The sequence below is a fragment of the Sorangium sp. So ce375 genome, from assembly GCF_051473855.1.
In the GTDB taxonomy this organism is placed as follows: Bacteria; Myxococcota_A; Polyangia; order Polyangiales; family Polyangiaceae; genus Sorangium.
In genome coordinates this window covers 5,617,976-5,636,232 of sequence record NZ_CP150335.1, presented here as the reverse complement: position 1 = coordinate 5,636,232, position 18,257 = coordinate 5,617,976, and the positions used below count along the sequence as shown (strand labels likewise).

Below are 18,257 nucleotides of genomic sequence, written 5' to 3'. Positions count from 1 at the left end.
CGTGCGGACGCGTTGACTCGTGTCGATTCACTCGTGTCGAGGAGAATGGATATGACCGGCAAGCTGCGCAGGCTCTGCGCTCGCTCCTTGTTCCTGACATCGTTCTGGTGCCTGGGCTGGGCGCTCGCCTCTGGATGTTCGGTATCGGACAGCGGGACGGGCACGGGTGGCGGCGGCTCCGGAACCGGCGGCTCCGGTGGAGCGGACCCCGGTGGAACGGGCGGGGAGCCCTCCTTCGGCAGCGGCGTCAGCGGGCCCGGGCCGGGCGTCGGCTCGGGCGGGGGGGAGGGCGGCGGCGATTGCGGCGGCCAAGCGGTCGAAGCGCAGCCGCGGAAGGTCCACCTCGTGATCGTGCTCGATCGCTCGGAGAGCATGACCAAGAGCTGGGAAGCGAGCGACCGCTGGACGATGATGAAGGGCGCCCTCGGCACGGCGCTCGACGCGATCCAGGACAGGATGTCCGTCGGGCTTCAGCTCTTTCCCACCGACAGCCACTGCGGCATGGATCAGGGGGAGGACCTGAGCGTCGCGGTGGCTCCGGGCGCGACCTCCGTCCCCGCCATCAAGAGCCACCTCGACGCCACCGAGCCCGACGGCGCGACGCCGACCGCGGACGCTCTTGCGCGCGCTCTCAGGTACCTCACCGTGGGGGCCGGCAGCGCCCTCGAGGGCGACAAGGTAGTCCTCCTGGCGACCGACGGCGGTCCCAACTGCAACCAGGATGAGGCCGTCACCTGCGAGGCGGCGACCTGCACCACGAACATGGATGGGGACTGCCCTTCGGGCGTGCCGAACTGCTGCGCCGGCGGCGCGTCGGACGCGTGCCTCGACGACGCGCGGACCGTGCAGCAGGTCAAAGACCTGCGCGCGGCCGGTATCAAGACCTTCGTCGTCGGCATCCCCGGCGCGACGGCCTATGCCGATGTGCTGGACCAGCTCGCCGTGGAGGGCGACACGGCCACGGCAGCGGTCTCGCCCCGCTATTTCGAGGTTGTCGACGGGGCGAGCCTCGGCGAGACGCTGACCGGCATCACGAGGGATCTCGTGAGGACCTGCGAGCTCTCGCTGGAGACCGAGCCGCCGGACCGCGCGAAGGTCAACGTCTTCATCGACGACGAGGTGCTGCCGAAGCCGGGCGACGACGGCTGGGACTACGACGACTCGACGACCCCGCCCACCATCGTGATCAAGGGCGCCACGTGCGAGCACGTGAAATCCGTCGGGGCGGAGAGCGTCCGTGTCGAGTTCGGGTGCCCCACCGTCGAGGAGCCGCGCTGACCTGCGCCTGTGACGCGCGCTCCCGGCGCGCCGTGTGATCGACCCCTCCCAGCCCTCCTCCGACAGCCAGCCCACATCGCATGGAGCGCCGCGCAAGCGCCGCACTGTCGCGCTCGGTGATGGCCCAGAACGCCAGAGTCCGTCCCAATTGGATGCTAGTGCACAAAAGCTGCAAAATGTCATCCGGGACGAACTGGTGCTCCGAAATCATGGATGACTCGGCGGCAGCGAGCTAGACATAATCCGCCCATGGTGCGATTGTGCCAGAACACCGTCCGTCCTGCCTGTTCGGCGCGAGCAACAGCGCTGGGCGGCCGGCCCTGCGCCCCGGTGAGGTGAGATGCTCTCCGCGACCTGTACCGTGAGCCAGCCGATCTACAGCGACTCGAGCGTCGAGGTGTTCGAAGGGACCTGGGGTGACGAGCGGAAGCCTGCTGTCTTCAAGGTGCTGAAGAGCGAGTTCCCGAGCGCGCGCGAGCTCGCGGCGCTCCGGCACGAGTACAACGTGCTCTCTGCGCTCGACGTCGAGGGCGTCGTCAAGGCGTACGGGCTCGAGAAGCACAGGAACGGCCTCGCCCTCGTGCTCGAGAGGCCGAGCAGGACGACGCTCCACGACATCCTGCGCGCCGGCCGGCTGGAGCTCAAGACGGCCTTGACGATCGCCCGCTCGGCGGCGCGGGTCCTCGACGAGTTCCACCGCCGCAAGGTGATTCACAAGGACATCAAGCCGCACAACCTCCTCGTCGACCCGGACACGCTCGAGGTCCACTTCGTCGGCTTCGGCATCGCGACGCTCCTCCCGCACGAGACGCAGCAGGCGATAAGCCCCGAGGCGCTCGAGGGGACGCTCGCGTACATGTCGCCCGAGCAGACTGGCCGGATGAACCGCGTGATCGACCGCCGCACCGACCTCTACTCGTTCGGCGTGACCCTCTATCAGATGCTCACCGGCGTCCTGCCGTTCACCGGCAGCGACCCGCTGGATCTCATCCATGGCCACATCGCACGGACGCCGGTGCCCCCGCCCGAGCAGGTCCCGGGCGTGCCCGAGGCGGTGTCCCAGATCGTGATGAAGCTCCTCGAGAAGAACGCGGAGGACCGGTACCAGAGCGCCTTCGGGCTCTTCGCCGACCTCGACGCGTGCCTCCGCCAGCTCTCGAGCGCCGGCGCCGTGGCGCCCTTCGCGCTCGGCCTGCGCGACATCCCGGACACGCTGCGCATCCCGCAGAAGCTCTACGGCCGCGCCGAGGAGGAGCGCGCGCTGCTCGCCGCCTTCGAGCGCGCCGCCGGAGGAGAGGGCGAGCTCCTGCTCGTGTCGGGGTACTCGGGCATGGGCAAGTCGGCCCTGGTGAACGAGATCCACAGGGCCATCGCCCGGCGAGGCGGCTACTTCACCGCGGGCAAGTTCGAGCAGCTGAACCGCGGGGCGCCGTACGCCTCGCTCGCGCGCGCCTTCCGGGAGCTCATCCGGCACATCCTCACCGAGCGGCCGGAGCAGCTCGCGCGCTGGAGCGTGGAGCTCGGCCGCGCGCTCGGGGGCGCCGGCCAGCTCCTCGTCGACCTCATCCCGGAGCTCGAGTGGATCGTCGGCCAGCAGCCCCCGGTCCAGCAGCTCCCGCCGGCGGAGTCGCAGGGCCGCTTTCACGCGGTCTTCAAGGCGTTCGTCCGCGTCTTCGCGACCGCCGAGCACCCCCTCGTCCTCTTCCTGGACGACCTGCAGTGGGCCGACCCCGCCTCGCTCAAGCTGCTCCAGACCCTGGCCGCCGATCCGGAGCGCGGCCACCTCCTGCTCCTCGGCGCCTTCCGCGACAACGAGGTGTACGCGGCCCACCCGCTCCGCGTCGCCCTCGGCGAGATCGAGAAGGCGGGCGCCCCGCTCCGCGAGCTCAAGCTCAGGCCGCTCGCCTTCTCGGACGTGATCGCGCTGGTCTCGGACGCGCTCTCCGCGAGCCCCGACAAGGTCGAGCCGCTCGCCCGCGTCGTGTTCGATCGGACCCAGAGCAACCCGTTCTTCGTCCGGCAGTTCCTGGGCTCGCTCCACGCGGAGGGCCTGCTCCGCTTCGAGAAGGGCGCCTGGACATGGGATCTCGACAGCATCCGGCGGCGGACGGTCACCGATAACGTCGTCGATTTCATGGCGCGCAAGATCGAGGAGCTCGAGCCCGAGCTCGTGCGCGTCCTCCGCCTCGCGGCCTGCATCGGGCACGAGTTCGACCTGCGCACGCTCGCGGTCATCGGCGAGCGGCCGGCGCACGAGACCGTGGCCGCGCTGTGGAAGATCCTGCAAGAGGGCCTGATCGCGCCCGTGGACACCGACTACCGCCTCGCGCACGCGACCGACGACGACGCGCAGACCGGCGTCGACTGGCGCGTCCACTACCGCTTCCTGCACGATCGCGTCCAGCAGGCGGCGTACTCGCTCATCAGCGAGGATCGCAAGCGCGAGATCCACATCAGGATCGGGCGGCTCATGCTCGCCAGCTGCGAGGGCGCCGCGCGGGACAAGGCGCTCTTCGACATCGTCAACCACTTCAATATCGCGGCGCCCATCGTGACCTCGCCCGCGGAGCAGGCCACGGCCGCGGAGCTGAACCTCGCCGCCGGCAGGAGGGCCAAGGCCGCCACCGCTTACGAGGCCGCGGCCGGCTATTTCCGCGCGGGGCTCGGGTTTCTGCCCCGCGACGGCTTCGACGACCACTACGACCTCGCCCTCGCGCTCCACAGGGAGCGCGCCGAGGTCGAGTCGCTGTGCGGCGCCTTCGAGGAGGCCGAGCGGCTCTGTACCGCGGCGCTCGCGCGCGCCCGGACGGCCATGGACAAGGTCTCGATCCACCTCGTCCAGGCGAACCAGTACCTGCTCCAGTGGCGCAATCACGAGGCGACCCTCGTGCAGAAGGCCGGCCTCGGGCTCCTCGGGTGCCCGATCCCCGAGGCCCGGGAGGACGTCGCCGCGCTGCTCGAGCAGGAGCTCGCGGCGGTGCCCGTCCTCCTCGGCGGGCGCAGCATCGAGGAGCTCGCCCACGCCCCGAGGACGACGAGCCCCGAGCTCCCGGTGATGCTGGAGCTGCTCGTGAACCTGTTCTTCGGGGCCTACAACTCGAGCGACCAGACGCTCGCGAACCTCGCCATCGTGAAGATGGTGACGCTCTCGCTGCAGCACGGAAACAGCGACATGTCCGCGTTCGGATACGTCGCGTACGGCATGGTGGTGGGCCCGCTGCTCGGCGAGTACGAGACGGCCTATCGGTTCGGCAAGATGGCAGTCGAGCTCGCGGACCAGCTCGACAACCTCGTGCTCCGGGCCAAGACCTACCACATCTTCTCCGCGGACGTGCACAGCTGGACCCAGCCCCTGCGGAAGGCAGACCCCTATTACGACCGGGTCTACGACCTCGGGCTCCAGGCCGGCGACTGGACGGCCATGGGGTACATGATCAGCCAGAGCGGCTCGGACCGGCTCACCTACGGGATGAACCTCGCGGAGCTCTCGCTGCTCACCGAGATGCACCTCGCGTTCCTGCGGCGCGCCCGGAGCCACGACATCATCGATATCCTCCTCGCGGGCGTGATCCAGCCCCTCCGGTGCCTGCAAGGGCTCACGAGGGGCCGGCTCAGCTTCGACGACGACGGGTTCGACGAGGCGGCCTACGCGGCGAAGCACGGCGGCTCGCCCTATCACATGGGCTGGCTGTATTACGCCCAGATCCGGAATGCCTACCTGTTCGGCGACAGGGCGCGCTTTGCCGATCTGATGCCGAAGCTCGCCGTCATCGAGGGCGCGTTGCCGACGCACGCCAAGGTGCCCGAGGCGACGTTCTACGCGGGCCTCATGCGGATCGCCGCCTGGGAGGGCGCCGAGGGCGCGGAGCGGCGGGAGCACGAGGAGCACCTCTCGCGGCTCCTCGGGCGGATGAAGCGCTGGGCCGACGCCGGGCCGGACAACGTGCTTCACAAGCACCTGCTCCTGCTCGCCGAGCAGGCCCGCGTCGAGGGGCGGAGGGCCGACGCCATGGATCTCTACGAGCGGGGCATCGAGGCCGCGCGGCAGGCCGACTACATCAACACCCAGGCGCTCGGGAACGAGCTTTACGGCAGGTTCTGGCTCGCCCAGGGCAGGGCCGAGTTCGCGCACATCTTCCTGCGCAAGGCGGTTTACCTGTACGAGCGCTGGGGGGCGAGCGAGAAGGCCAAGGCGCTGCGCGAGGAGCTCGCGCCGGCCGACCCCTCGGCCCTGAGCCAGCCGCTGCCGCTCTCGCCGACCGGCACCGCGTTCCAGGGCCTCGTCGCGGGGGAGAGCTTCGATCTCGCCACGGTCCTCAGGACCGCCCAGGCCATCTCGAGCGAGATCGTGCTCGACAAGGTGATCGAGCAGGTCTTGCGCAGCGTGATCAAGAGCGCCGGGGCGAGCCGGGGCTTCCTCATCCTCGCGCGCGGCGAGGCGCTGACGGTCGAGGCGATGATCGCGGTCGGCCCCGATACGGTGAGCCTGGGCCTCTCGACGCCCCTGGAGGCGCGCCTCGATCTGGCCCGCTCGGTCGTGCATTATGTGGCGCGCTCGCGCGAGGCGCTCGTGATCGGGCGCGCCGAGGACGACCCGCGCCTCGCCGGCGATCCGCACGTGATCGCGCGCCGGCCGAGATCGATCCTCGGCTTGCCGCTCCTGCACCAGGGCCGGCTGAGCGGGGTGCTGTACCTGGAGAACCACCTCGCGGAGCACGCGTTTACCGCCGATCGCATCGAGCTCTTGCGGCTCCTGTCCTCGCAGGCCGCGGTGGCGGTCGAGAACGCGCTGCTCTACACGGACCTCACGGCCGTGAGCGCCGAGCTCCGAGAGGCCAACGAGCGGCTGGAGCACGAGGTGAAGGAGCGCACGGAGGAGCTCTCTCTGGCGAACGTGCGCCTCTCCGCGCAGAGCGCCGAGCTCCGGGAGGCCAACGTGCGCCTGTTGCACGAGCTCGGCGAGCGCGAGCGCGCCGAGGCGGCCCGGGCCGAGCTGCAAGAGGAGGTGATCCGGTTCCAGCGAGCGAAGATCTCCGAGCTCTCGACCCCGCTCGTACCCATCAGCAACGACGTCATGGTCATGCCGCTCATCGGCACGCTGGACGAGGAGCGCGCGCAGGACGTGCTGGAGACCCTGCTCGACGGCGCGAGCAAGAGCAGCTCCCGCACCGTCATCATCGATGTCACGGGGATCAAGGGGGTCGATCAACGCGTGGCGAACGCCCTGCTCAAGGCGGCGAACGCCCTCCGGCTGCTCGGGGTCCAGGCGGTGCTGACGGGCATTCGCGGCGAGGTCGCGCAGGCGCTCCTCCAGCTCGACATCGACATGTCGCGCATCGTGATCCGCGGGACGCTGCAGAGCGGGATCGCCTACGCCGTCGGCCGATCGGGCGGCATGGGCGCGCCGCGCACGCGGGCGTAGCGGTGCGGCGGCGATCTCCACGTCGAATCGTGTAGACACGTCTCAGGCGGATCGCGCATCATGAGCTGGCCAGTTGTCGGGGGTGCCTGCTCCGTCGTGCGCCGTGCAGCGGCACGAGGCGCACGGATCCGTCGCGCGAGTTGGCTCTCGTCGGGTGGAGGGGAGAGCGAATGTTGAAGAGCATCGGTCGGTTCATCGTCGGGGTCTGCATGGCGGCAGGGCTCGCCGCGCTGGGCTGCGATAACAGCGGCGCGCCGGCGGCGGGGGGCAAGCCGAAGCTCGCGTACATAACGAACGGCGTCGCCCCGTTCTGGACCATCGCCGAGAAGGGCGTCATCGACGGCGCGAAGGAGCACGACGTCGAGGTGAGCGTCGTGATGCCGAGCGACGTGAACGACCAGATGCACCGGGTCGAGGATCTCCTGATCCGCGGCGTCGACGGCATCGCGATCAGCCCGATCGACGCGGAGAACCAGGTCCCGCTGCTCAACAAGGCGGCCGGGAAGACGAAGCTCATCACGCAGGACTCGGACGCTCCGAAGAGCGATCGCATCGTGTACATCGGCATCGACAACTACGTCGCTGGCCGGATGGCCGGGCAGCTCGTGAAGGAGGCGATCCCCGGCGGCGGCAAGGTGGCCATCCTGGTCGGGCGGCTCGAGGGCGACAACGCCCGCAAGCGCCGCCAAGGCGTGCTCGACGAGCTGCTCGATCGCCCCGACAGCAGCGGTGGGAACGACCCGCTCAACCAGGAGCTGAAGGGGGCGAAATACACGATCGTCGCGACCCTGACCGACCAGATCGACGCCGCCAAGGCGAAGAGCAACGGCGAAGACATGATGTCGGCGCACCCGGACCTCGTGGGCCTGATCGGCCTGAACGCGTACCACACGCCGGCCCTGCTCGAGGCGGTCAAGCAGGCGGGGAAGATGAGCTCGATCCGGGTCGTCGGCTTCGACGAGCAGGACGCGACGCTGCGCGCGATCCAGGACGGCGAGGTGGTCGGCACGGTGGTGCAGAATCCGTACATGTACGGCAAGGAGTCTGTGCGCGTGCTCGCGGCGCTCGTGCGGGGGGATAACTCCGTCGTGCCTCAGGACAAGTTCATCTCCCTGCCGGCCCGGCAGATCCGCAAGAACAACCTGGACGAGTTCTGGGCTGATCTGAAGCAGAAGGCGGCCAAACCGCAGTGAACCCGCGGGCGGGCGGGCGGCGCCTCGTCCGCGCGGCGCGCGCCCCGGGCCGGCGACGCTCGATGCGCTGACGCGAATGACAGCCCCTTCGCCTGAACTGGACGCGACGCCGCTGCTCGATGCGCGCGGCCTGACAAAGCGCTTCCCCGGTGTGCTCGCGCTCGGCGGCGTACACCTCACGCTCGGCCGCGGCGAGGTGCTCGGCATCGTCGGCGAGAACGGCGCTGGCAAGAGCACCCTCATGAAGATCCTCGCCGGCGTCGAGGCGCCCGACGCCGGCGAGATGCTCTTCGACGGGCGGCCTGTCGCGCTCGGCTCCGTCAAGGAGGCGCTCTCCCGCGGGATCGCGCTCATCCACCAGGAGCTCAACCTGGCGGACAACCTCGATGTCGCGGCCAACATCTATCTCGGCCGGGAGCCGCGGCGGGGCGGCTTCATCGACGAGGGCAGGATGGAGCGGGAGGCGCGGGCGATCATGGCGCGGGTCGGCCTCGCGTGCTCGCCGCGCGCGCTCGTCGGCGGCCTGTCGCTCGGGCAGCGGCACCTCGTCGAGATCGCGAAGGCGCTCTCCGCGAACGCGCGGGTGCTCATCATGGATGAGCCGACGTCGTGCCTGTGCCCGCACGAGGCCGAGGCGCTCTTCGAGGTGGTGAGGGAGCTCCGCGCGGGCGGGATCGGCGTCGTGTACATCTCTCACCGCCTGGGCGAGGTGAGGGCGCTCTGCGATCGCGTGCTCGTGCTGCGTGACGGCGAGAACGCGGGTGAGCTCTCGCGCGAGGAGATGAGCCACGATCGCATCGTGAGGTTGATGGTGGGCCGCGATCTCTCGCAGTTCTATCCGCACGTCCCGAACCCGCCGGGCGAGCCGGTGCTCGAGGTCTCCGGCCTCCGGACGCCGAGGCACCCCGATAAAGCGCTCTCGTTCACGGTGCGCGCCGGGGAGATCGTCGGCGTGGCGGGGCTCCTCGGCGCGGGGCGCACGTCGCTGCTCCAGACGCTGTTCGGCGTCACGCCGGCCGCCGGAGGCGCCGTCCGCGTGGCGGGGCGGGCGATCACGCCGCGCGCCCCGCGAGACGCCATCGCGGCCGGGATAGGCCTGGTCCCGGAGGACCGCCAGCAACAGGGCATCATCCTGGAGATGGCGATCCGGGCGAACGTGAGCCTCCCGAGCCTCGGCAGGGCGCAGCGCTACGGCGTCCTCGACCGCGCGGGCGAGCGCCGGATGTCGGGGCAGATGATCCGGGAGCTCGGCGTGCGGACGCCGAGCGACGTGCAGCCGGTGCAGCACCTGTCCGGCGGCAATCAGCAGAAGGTCGTCATCGGAAAGTGGCTCTCGATGTCGCCGCGCGTGCTCCTCCTGGACGAGCCGACCCGCGGCATTGACGTCGGCGCCAAGCACGAGATATACCAGCTGATGGAGCGATTGGCAGCGAGCGGCATGGCCACCCTGTTCGTCTCCAGCGACATGGAAGAGGTGATGGGCATGTCCGACCGGGCGCTGGTGATGCACGAGGGGCGCATCGCCGGCGAGCTCGTCCGCGCCGAGCTGAGCGAGGAGGCGATCATGCAGCTCGCGACCGGCAGCGACGCCGCGGCGTGACGCGGCGTGACCACGAACCATCGAGGCCAGAGAGCATGTCTGTGACGACGACACATGAGCTCCGGGCGCGCGACGCCGGGCCGGCTGCGCCGCTCGTGCCCAGCACGCGGCGCAAGGTGCTCGGCGTCTTCTGGCTCCTCCTCGCGGTGTCGCTGGGCACCGCGCTCCTGAACGGGAGGTTCCTCCTCGCGGAGAACCTCGAGAACCTGATCCGGAGGACGGCGCTGTTCGGCATCCTCAGCATCGGGGCGGGCTTCGTGATCATCACGGGCGGCATCGACCTGTCGATCGGATCGGTCGTGGCGCTCGCCGGCTGCATGCTGCCGTGGCTCCTCTCGGTGCAGCACTGGCCGGCCTCGCTGGCGGTGCCCGTGCTGCTCGGCATCTCCCTCTTCATCGGGCTCGCGCACGGGCTGCTCATCACGAAGCTCCGGCTCCAGCCGTTCGTGGTGACGCTCTGCGGGCTCCTGCTCTACCGGGGCACCGCGCGCGGGATCTCCGGCGATCAGACGCAGGGGTTCGGCGTCGGGTTCGAGTCGCTGCGCTACCTGTCGGTCGGCAGCCCGCTCTCGGTCCCCGTGCCGTTCCTCTCGTGGATCTCCGAGGGGCGCTTCAGCCCCTACGCGGTGCACCCGTTCACCGGCGTGAGGACGCGGCTCGCGCCGATCACGTGGATCGACATCCCGATGCCGTTCCTCTTGTTCCTCGCGATCGCGGTGGCGGCGTCGATCTTCCTGAACCGCACCATCTACGGCCGATATCTGATGGCGCTGGGCCGCAACGAGCAGGCGGCCCGCTACAGCGGCGTCGATACCGACAGGATGACGATCCTCGCGTATGTCCTCTGCTCGGTGCTCGCTTGCTTCGGTGGCATGCTGTTCGCGCTGGAGGTCAACTCGGCCCAGCCGGTCGATTTCGGCAATTTCTACGAGCTCTACGCGATCGCCGCGGCCGTGCTGGGCGGCTTCAGCTTGCGCGGCGGCGAGGGCGCGGTGCTGGGCGTCATCTTGGGCACCGCGCTGATGCAGGTGCTGCGCAACGCCATCAACATGCTGGGCGTCCCGACCCAGATCGAGTTCGCGGTCATCGGCGCCGTCATCCTGATCGGCGTCATCGCGGACGAAGTGGTCAGGCGCTACGCGGCGGCGAGGCGCAAGGTGGTTGCCTCATAAAGTGATGAGCTCGCGGCGGCGAGGTCGGCGCCGCGCTCCGTCGAGCCCGCCATGTGCGCGGCGCAGCTGGCGTCGATCGCCATCCCGCGGATGATGGCTTCGGTGCTGGTGGAGCCGCACCGACACGGTGCGTAGGGCGCATCGTCTCTGTCCTTGCCAGGAGCTCGGCATAGCGGCGCGCAAGCGCGCGCGGATCACGTGCTACGCTGCTGCATTGCTGGCGTCCCACGCGGAGCAGGGGCGAAGAGAGCGCAGGGGGCCCGGGCCGCGATCCGCCAGTACCCGCTAAAAAACTCAACCAAGTCGCTGGCTTACGGTAACCGTGCAGCGGCCTTCGCGCGACGGCTGCCCGGTGGAAAGGGAATGGCGTGATGCGAAAGCGCATTTCTTGTGGGACTATAATTCTTCAGGTGATGCTGGGGCTCGCGGGCTGCACGCTCGACGCGGATCCAGAGGAGCCGACACCTGGCAAGTCCGCCGTCCCGTTTGAACCTGCCAGCGTGGCCCCGCCGCAGGTCCTGAAGGCCTTTGGCGCCAGCATCGGCACCCAGAGCGCCGGGGGGCCCGGGGCGTCCTCGGTGTGGGGACCTGCTGAGAAGTCGTTCCTCGGCACCTCGGCGACCGCCGCGTCGAGGGTCTACTTCACCGGCCATCGCGGCATCGTGTCCGAGGTGTTCTATCCGGTGCTCGACACCGTGAACACCGTCGACTTGCAGTTCCTGGTGGGGGACACGGCCAAGACCTTCGTGGACGAGGAGAAGATGCAGAGCTTCACCGTCACCCAGCCGGACAAGCGATCCATGCGCTGGCAGGCGACGACCACGAACAGCGCCCACAACTGGCGGATCACAAAGACCATCTTCACCGATCCGGGGCGGAACGCGCTGATCCAGCGCGTCCAGTTCGACGCCCTGGGCGGCAGGAACGTCACCCAGTTCAACCTGTACCTGCTCCACAACCCGGCGATGGACAACTCCGGGGCTGGCGACACGTCGAGGACCATGACGGCAGGGAAGCGCACGCTGCTCGTCGCCTCGGAGAACAACCGCGCCTCGGCGCTCGCCACGTCGCGCCCATGGAAGCTCGTGAGCGGCGCGCCGATGGTGTCGAGCGGCTTCGTCGGCGAGACCGACGGCTGGACCGATCTCCTCGGCGGGAACGTCGACAGGACCATGAACTGGCGAAACGATCTGGCGAGCGGCGGCAACGTGGCGCAGATGGGCTGGATCGACCTCGGCGCCAGCGCGGTCACCAGCGTCTCGTTCGACGTCGTGCTCGGCTTCGGCGCGACCGAGGCGGAGGCGGCCTCCACCGCGGATGCGACGCTCGGCAGCACCCTGAGCACCGTGCAGACCGCCTACGACAACGGGTGGAAGACCTACGCCGCCGGGCTCAGCAGCCAGAGCGCCACCGCCGACGACCAGTATTACCTCGCGGCGATGTCGCTCAAGGCGATCCAGGACAAGTCGAACGGCGCCATGATCGCGGGGATGGGCACGCCCTGGGGCGAGAGCAACGGCGACGGCAACAACGGCGGTTACCACCTGGTCTGGGCGCGCGACCTGTTCAAGTTCGCCAGCGCGCTGGTGACGGCCGGCGACACCGCGACCGGGGCCTCGGTGGTCAACTACCTGTTCAACACCCTGCAGCAGTCGAGCGACTGCGGCGTCGCCGAGTACAACGCGCCGGGCTGCCCGCAGGGCTACAGCCGCGTCGGCCGCTTCCCGCAGAACGCCTGGGTCAGCGGCTGGCAGTACTGGCAAGGCACGCAGATGGATGAGCAGGCGATGCCGATCATCCTCGCGTGGCGGCTCGGACCTTCCGTGTACAACCCGCTGTGGCCGAAGATCAAGAGAACCGCGGACTACGTCGTCAACACCGGCCCATGGACTCAGCAGGAGCGCTGGGAGGAGAACGCCGGGTACTCGCCGTCGACCATCGCGGCGGAGATCGCGGGCCTCGTCTGCGCCGCCACGATCGCCCGCGCGAACGGCGACACCACAAGCGCGGCGCGCTACTTGGCCGCCGCTGACTACTGGCAGCAGAGCGTCGACCGCTGGACGTTCACGACCACGGGATACCACGGCGACGGCAGGTATTACATCCGCATCAACCCCTCGGCGCGAGGCAACACCGGCAGCGGGCCGCAGGTGTACAACCCCGTGTCCGGGCCGGACGCGGCGGTCTCCTTCACGATCGGAAACGGCGGCGGCACGCACGACCAGCGTTACATCGTCGACGGCGGGTTCCTCGAGCTCGTGCGGATGGGGGTGAAGCGGGCCGACGATCCGTCGATCGTCGCGACGCTGCCGGAATACGACGCCATCCTCAAGCGGACGATCGCCGGCAAGGGCGACGCGTGGTTCCGCTACAATTACGATGGATACGGCGAGAAGAACGACGGCGGCAACTTCGACGGAGCCGGCGGCCGCGGCCGGCTGTGGCCCATCTTCACGGCCGAGCGCGGCATGTTCAAGATCGCCAGCACGGGTGTGGGCGCCGACGGCAACCCCTTCCTGACCGCGGTAAAGGCGTTCTCGACGCCGCAGGGCTTCATCCCCGAGCAGGTATGGAGCGAGACGACGGACGTCACCGGCTGGTCCGTCCAGAAGCCGGCGAACGTGGCGGCGGGCACGCCGACGCGGTCGATGAGCCCCCTGAACTGGGCGATGGGTGAGTACATCAGCCTGCTGGCGTCGATCAGGGCGGGCAGGGTCGTCGACATCCCCTCGGTGGTCTGCGGCCGCTACAACACGTGCGAGGTGCCGCCCGCGTCCGGCGAGGTCGGCGTCGCGGTCAACGTCACCGCGACCACCGTGGTCGGCCAGACCATGTACATCACCGGCAACACTGCAGCGCTCGGCAACTGGAACACAGATCTCGGCGTCCCGGTCGACCCGCGCAGTTACCCCGTGTGGACGAGCCGCGTCAACCTGCCTGCCAGCAGCGCGCTCCAGTACAAGTTCTATCGCAAGAACGCCGATGGCACCGTGACCTGGGAGAACCTCCCGGGCGGCGGCAATCGCACGATGAGCACCCCCGCCTCCGGCGGGACGCTCACGCTCAACGACACGGTGAGCTGGTAAGCGGCGCGGGCGCTCCTACGCGGCGGAGCGCTCCGGCACGCAGGGGCGCCCGGCCTGCGTCGGGAGCGTGAAGAACACCCGCGTTCCCTGGCCGAGCTCGCTCTCCACGCGGATCGTGCCGCCGTGGCGCTCGATGAGGTTCTTGCAGATCGACAGGCCGAGCCCCGTGCTCTTCTCGCCGCCGGTCGACCGGGTGCTCGTCCTCCGGAACTTGCAGAACAGACCGCTGATCTCGTCCGGGCGGATGCCCAGGCCCTGATCCCCGATCATCACCTCGACGGCCTGACCGAGCTGCCGCGCGCGCACGGTCACCGTCGTGCCCGGATGAGAGAACTTGAATGCGTTGCTGAGCAGGTTGCTCAGGACCTGCTCAATCCGCCCGGCGTCGCAGCAGACGAGCGGGAGGTCAGCGGGCACGTCGACGGCCACGGTGATCCCCTTCCGGCCGGCGCCGTGCTCGTTCAGGGCGACCGCCGCCGCGATGATGCCTCGCAGATCGGCGTCCTTCACGCGAAGCGCGGCGCTCCCGTGCTCCAGCGTCGTGACGTCGAGCAGATCCTCGAGCAGCTGCAGCGCGAACTCGGCGTTGTCCTGGATCTTCAGGGCGTAGCGCCGCGTGTCCTCGGGCCCGGCGCCGACGCCGTCCAGCTGCATCTTCGAGAACCACTGGATCGCCGCGATGGGATTGCGCAGATCGTGCGCCGCGATGCCCATGAGCTCATGGCTCCTCTGCCTCAGCTCGGCGAGCTGCTGGTTCTCGAGGTGGAGCGCGTCGGCGTTCGCCTGGAGGCTCGAGAGGAGCCGCTGGCAGCGGCTGATGCGCTCGTGCTGGGCGAACGCGTCCTGCACGATGCCGGCGAGCAGCGGCGGATCCCATGGCTTCGAGATGAACCGGTACACGCTGCCCTCGTTGATGGCCTGGATAGCGGCGCTCGTGTCCGCGTAGGCGGTCATGAGGAGCCGGACGGTCTCCGGGAACTCGACCTTGACCCTCGCGTAGAACTCCGTGCCCGTCATGCCCGGCATCCGCTGGTCGCTGAGGACGACAGGGATGGGCCGCTCGCGGAGCAGCGCGTGGCCCTGCTCCGCGCTCTCTGCGATGAAGACGTCGTAGTCGCGCCGGAGCTCGCGGCGGAGCGCCTTCAAGGTCTCGCGCTCGTCGTCGACGATGAGCAGCGCGCGCGGCTCGCCGGAGGCGCGCGTCATCGGTCGGGCTCCTTCGGCAGCGTGATCGTGAAGGTGCTGCCGACCCCGGGGGTCGATCGGACCGTGAGCGCGCCCCCGTGCTGATCGACGATGATCTTGTGCGAGATGGTGAGGCCGAGCCCCGTGCCTTGCCCGACAGGCTTTGTCGTGAAGAACGGGTCGAAGATACGGCCGAGGACGTCAGGGGTCATCCCGGCGCCGTTGTCCTCGAACTCCAGGACGATCCCGCGCTCGTCGGCGCGCCCACGGATCACGATGCGACCGTTCCCCCGGCCTCGGCACTCGACCGCCTGGGCCGCGTTGATGAGAAGGTTCAGGAACACCTGGCCGAGCTCCGCCGGTTTGCAGGGCAGCTGCGGCAGGTCGGCCCAGTCGACCGTCACCCGGACGCCGCCGTCCCTCAGCGCCGGGCCCGCGATCGCGAGCGTGCTCGCCAGGCACTCCCTTAGGTCGCAGCACGGCTCCTCCGCCATGTCGATCCGCGTGAAGCTCCTGAGGTCCTCGACGATCTTCTGCACGCGCGCGAGGCCGCCCAGCGTGCCTTTCACCAGATCCACCGTATCCTCGCGCAGAAAATCGAGCTCGACCTCCGCGCGGAGCGCCTCGGCGAAACCCTCCACGTGGCCCGGGCTCGCGCGGACGGCGGCCTGCTCGAGCGCCTCGTAGGCGTCGAACAGCCGGCTGAGCGACGCGCCGAGGGTGTGCACGTTGCTGCGGACGAAGGCGAGCGGGTTGTTGATCTCGTGGGCCACGCCGGCGGCGAGCTTGCCGAGCGCGTTCATCTTCTCCGAGTGGACGAGCATCGACTGCATGGCGCGCAGCTGATCGAGCGACCGCTCGAGCTCCTTCTGCTCGGAGACGAGCCGCCGCTGGAGGCTCGTGATCCGCGAGTTGAGCGCGGACACCTCGGCGACGACGCGCTCGAGCTCGATGACGTCGAACTCGGCGAGGAGCAGCAGGTCGTGGCCGAGCCGCCAGACCTCTCCCCGGAGGCTGTGCGCGATCGACCGGAGATCCCCGAAGTGCAGTATGCCGCGGTAGATCGGCGCGTCGCCGCCGCGCGCCGCCCCGGCGAGCTGCGCGAAGCTCGGGCTGACGAGGCGAGCCTCGGCGCGGCCCGGCTCGCCCGCCCCTCCGAGCAGCCGGCGCATGCCGTGGTTCGTGAGCTTCGGCGCGCCATCCGGCGTGAAAACGCCGAGCGCGAGCGCGGTCGAGGCCATGAGGAAAACACCGGCGAGCTCCGCGATCGGACCGCTGGGCCCGTGTCCCGACGGCGGGGCCACGAGCGGCGCTCCTTCGTTTTCTCCTGCGCTTTGCATCCTGCGCGGTTCCATCGGAATCATTGGAAGCCGAGCCCTCCCTCGCTCGCGGCCGAGGCGATGTGTCTTTGGCAGGCCGGCGCGGAGCTGGCTACGCGAAACGCACCCCGCGGAGCCGGCGCGTGAGGACGCGAGGCGGAGTCATGCGCTCCGCGCCGCGAGGAGCTGCTCCGCCGTGTGGACGGCCCGCTCCGCGTTCGGCGCCGAGCCGTCGGCGCCGACCTGCCTCCAGAGGTCGTCGACCATGCAGAACGGCTGGCCGCCGACCAGGACGATGACGTCCCTGCACCGGTCGTCGCGGCGCGCGGCCGTGACCACCTGGCGGACGCTCGCGAGCTGATCGTCGAGCGCGGCAGAGATCGCGAGGACGTCGGCTCTCCGTTGGACGACCTCCTGGATCAGGTGCTCGGCCGGCGTGCTGGCCCCGAGATAGAAGGTGTCCCACCCCGCCATCTCGAAGTAATCGGCGACGAAGCGCGCGCCGATCTCGTGGAGGTTCCCGTCAACGGCGGTGGCCACGAGCCGACGGCCGGAGCGATCGGCGCTGACGACGAGCGGGTAGAGCTGGCTCAGGATCATCTGGGTGATCGCGGTGCAGTAGTGCTCCCCGGCGATGCTGAGCTGACGCAGCTGCCAGCGCCGGCCCAGCTCGTGCTGGCACGGCTCCAGCACGTGAGCATAGATGTCCTTGATCGGCGCGCCCGCGTCGACCGCGTCCCGGATGGTCCGCACCGCCCGCCTCCGGTCCCGCGCGAGCAGCGCGTCGAGGTAGCTGCTCGCGACGGCGCCGAGCGGAGCCGTCGGACGGATGAAGCTGGGAGTCGCGGCCGTAGCCTCGAGGCGGGCGAGCGCGTCGTCCCTCGACGATTCACGGCGAGCGACGAGCTCATCGGCCGCCCTCTTACGGTCTCTGGTCACCATGCCGGCGTATGTGGTGACGCGCCATCGTCGCCGCACGTGCGATATTGCACGGGCTCGCCCGACGACCCCTGCGGCGGGCGGCCGCCGCCGCGGGGTCGGGCGCCGCGGGCCGAGGGGCCCGCCAGGCTTGAGCCGGCGTCGTGCTTCAAGCTACCGTGTCTCCCGCGTTGCAATGGAGCGTCGTCGCCCGGCGCGGGAGCTGAAGAACGATGTCGATCTCGTTGGTGCGGAACGTCTACGGCAAATCGAGGGTGCGGCTCGTGAAGGTCCGCCGCGCGGGCGCGCGGCACGAGCTCACCGACGTCCAGGTCGACATCCAGCTCGAGGGTGAGTTCGACGACGCGTACACGAAGGGTGACAACAGCAAGGTGCTGCCCACGGACACGATGAAGAACACCGTGTACGCGCTCGCCAAGGGCCACCCGGTCGAGCCGATCGAGGACTTCGGCGTCCTGCTCGCCGAACACTTCCTGGGCAAGCCGCACACCCGTCGGGCGAGGGTCGCTATCGCAGAGAACGTCTGGTCGCGCATCGAGTCGGGCGGCGCGCCGCACCCCCACGCCTTCGTCCGCGCGGCGGCGGAGCGGCGGACCGCGGAGATCACCGCGGCTCCCGGTGAGCTCGAGATCACGTCGGGCATCGCGGATCTCCTCGTCCTCAAGACCACCGGCTCGGCGTTCTCGGGCTTCCCGCGCGACGAGTACACGACGCTCAAGGAGACCGGAGACCGCATCCTCTCGACGCTCATGGTGGCCCGCTGGCGCACGGCCGGCCGCGACGCGGCTCCCACCGCAACGTGGGAGAGCGCCCGCCGTGCCCTGATCGAGACGTTCGCCGAGAGACACAGCCTCTCGGTGCAGCACACAATCCATGACCTGGGGGAGGCGGTGTTCGCGGCCTGTCCCGTCATCGACGAGGTGAGCCTCTCGCTCCCCAACAAGCACTGCCTGCTCGTCGATCTCGCACCCTTCGGGCTCGGCAACGACAATGAGATCTTCGTCCCGGTCGATGAGCCGCACGGGCTCATCGAGGCCACGATGAAGCGAGGCGGCTGACGGGC

General features: G+C 69.6%; 10 protein-coding genes. 7 read left to right on the top strand and 3 right to left on the bottom strand.

Annotated elements, in window-relative coordinates; translation table 11 throughout:
* The first annotated feature begins 51 nt into the window (after positions 1 to 51).
* The 6 genes from WME90_RS20895 (at position 52) to WME90_RS20870 (ending at position 13,751) form a co-directional block, all read left to right on the top strand.
* The gene (locus tag WME90_RS20895; RefSeq protein WP_437282920.1) at positions 52 to 1,278 is read left to right on the top strand and encodes a vWA domain-containing protein; all 1,227 of its coding nucleotides are present in this window, start codon (positions 52 to 54) and stop codon (positions 1,276 to 1,278) included.
* Positions 1,279 to 1,618: 340 nt separating this feature from the next.
* The gene (locus WME90_RS20890) at positions 1,619 to 6,700 is read left to right on the top strand and encodes an AAA family ATPase (RefSeq protein WP_437282919.1); all 5,082 of its coding nucleotides are present in this window, start codon (positions 1,619 to 1,621) and stop codon (positions 6,698 to 6,700) included.
* A gap of 170 nt (positions 6,701 to 6,870) precedes the next feature.
* Complete coding sequence (locus WME90_RS20885; RefSeq protein WP_437282918.1) at positions 6,871 to 7,893, top strand: sugar-binding protein; 1,023 nt, start codon at positions 6,871 to 6,873, stop codon at positions 7,891 to 7,893.
* 76 nt (positions 7,894 to 7,969) lie between these two features.
* On the top strand, positions 7,970 to 9,493 hold the full coding sequence (locus WME90_RS20880) for a sugar ABC transporter ATP-binding protein (RefSeq protein ID WP_437282917.1): 1,524 nt from the start codon (positions 7,970 to 7,972) through the stop codon (positions 9,491 to 9,493).
* Positions 9,494 to 9,528: 35 nt separating this feature from the next.
* Positions 9,529 to 10,665, top strand: coding sequence for an ABC transporter permease (locus WME90_RS20875; protein WP_437282916.1), 1,137 nt, complete (start codon positions 9,529 to 9,531; stop codon positions 10,663 to 10,665).
* A gap of 413 nt (positions 10,666 to 11,078) precedes the next feature.
* The gene (locus WME90_RS20870) at positions 11,079 to 13,751 is read left to right on the top strand and encodes a glycoside hydrolase family 15 protein (RefSeq protein WP_437283633.1); all 2,673 of its coding nucleotides are present in this window, start codon (positions 11,079 to 11,081) and stop codon (positions 13,749 to 13,751) included.
* A gap of 15 nt (positions 13,752 to 13,766) precedes the next feature.
* Here the strand turns inward: WME90_RS20870 and WME90_RS20865 are convergent, their stop codons facing one another.
* The 3 genes from WME90_RS20865 to WME90_RS20855 form a co-directional block, all read right to left on the bottom strand.
* Positions 13,767 to 14,957, bottom strand: a complete 1,191-nt coding sequence (locus WME90_RS20865; RefSeq protein ID WP_437282915.1) for an ATP-binding protein — start codon at positions 14,955 to 14,957, stop codon at positions 13,767 to 13,769.
* Complete coding sequence (locus tag WME90_RS20860) at positions 14,954 to 16,240, bottom strand: sensor histidine kinase (RefSeq protein ID WP_437282914.1); 1,287 nt, start codon at positions 16,238 to 16,240, stop codon at positions 14,954 to 14,956. The genes WME90_RS20865 and WME90_RS20860 overlap by 4 nt, the downstream gene beginning before the upstream one ends.
* 177 nt (positions 16,241 to 16,417) lie before the next feature.
* Positions 16,418 to 17,197 (bottom strand): cobalamin B12-binding domain-containing protein, encoded by a 780-nt coding sequence (locus tag WME90_RS20855; RefSeq protein WP_437282913.1) that lies wholly within the window; start codon positions 17,195 to 17,197, stop codon positions 16,418 to 16,420.
* A 209-nt stretch (positions 17,198 to 17,406) separates the two neighbouring features.
* Here WME90_RS20855 and pucL point away from each other — a divergent pair, with 209 nt between their 5' ends.
* On the top strand, positions 17,407 to 18,252 hold the full coding sequence (pucL, locus tag WME90_RS20850) for a factor-independent urate hydroxylase (protein WP_437282912.1): 846 nt from the start codon (positions 17,407 to 17,409) through the stop codon (positions 18,250 to 18,252).
* The last annotated feature ends 5 nt before the right edge of the window (positions 18,253 to 18,257 follow it).

What these genes read in the sequence shown, in the direction of transcription:
- pucL (WP_437282912.1), top strand. Translation starts at nt 17,407, where the DNA reads ATGTCGATCTCGTTGGTGCGGAACGTCTACGGCAAATCGAGGGTGCGG.
- WME90_RS20870 (WP_437283633.1), top strand. Translation starts at nt 11,079, where the DNA reads ATGCTGGGGCTCGCGGGCTGCACGCTCGACGCGGATCCAGAGGAGCCG.
- WME90_RS20855 (WP_437282913.1), bottom strand. Translation starts at nt 17,197, where the DNA reads ATGGTGACCAGAGACCGTAAGAGGGCGGCCGATGAGCTCGTCGCTCGC.
- WME90_RS20865 (WP_437282915.1), bottom strand. Translation starts at nt 14,957, where the DNA reads ATGACGCGCGCCTCCGGCGAGCCGCGCGCGCTGCTCATCGTCGACGAC.
- WME90_RS20885 (WP_437282918.1), top strand. Translation starts at nt 6,871, where the DNA reads ATGTTGAAGAGCATCGGTCGGTTCATCGTCGGGGTCTGCATGGCGGCA.
- WME90_RS20880 (WP_437282917.1), top strand. Translation starts at nt 7,970, where the DNA reads ATGACAGCCCCTTCGCCTGAACTGGACGCGACGCCGCTGCTCGATGCG.
- WME90_RS20895 (WP_437282920.1), top strand. Translation starts at nt 52, where the DNA reads ATGACCGGCAAGCTGCGCAGGCTCTGCGCTCGCTCCTTGTTCCTGACA.
- WME90_RS20875 (WP_437282916.1), top strand. Translation starts at nt 9,529, where the DNA reads ATGTCTGTGACGACGACACATGAGCTCCGGGCGCGCGACGCCGGGCCG.
- WME90_RS20890 (WP_437282919.1), top strand. Translation starts at nt 1,619, where the DNA reads ATGCTCTCCGCGACCTGTACCGTGAGCCAGCCGATCTACAGCGACTCG.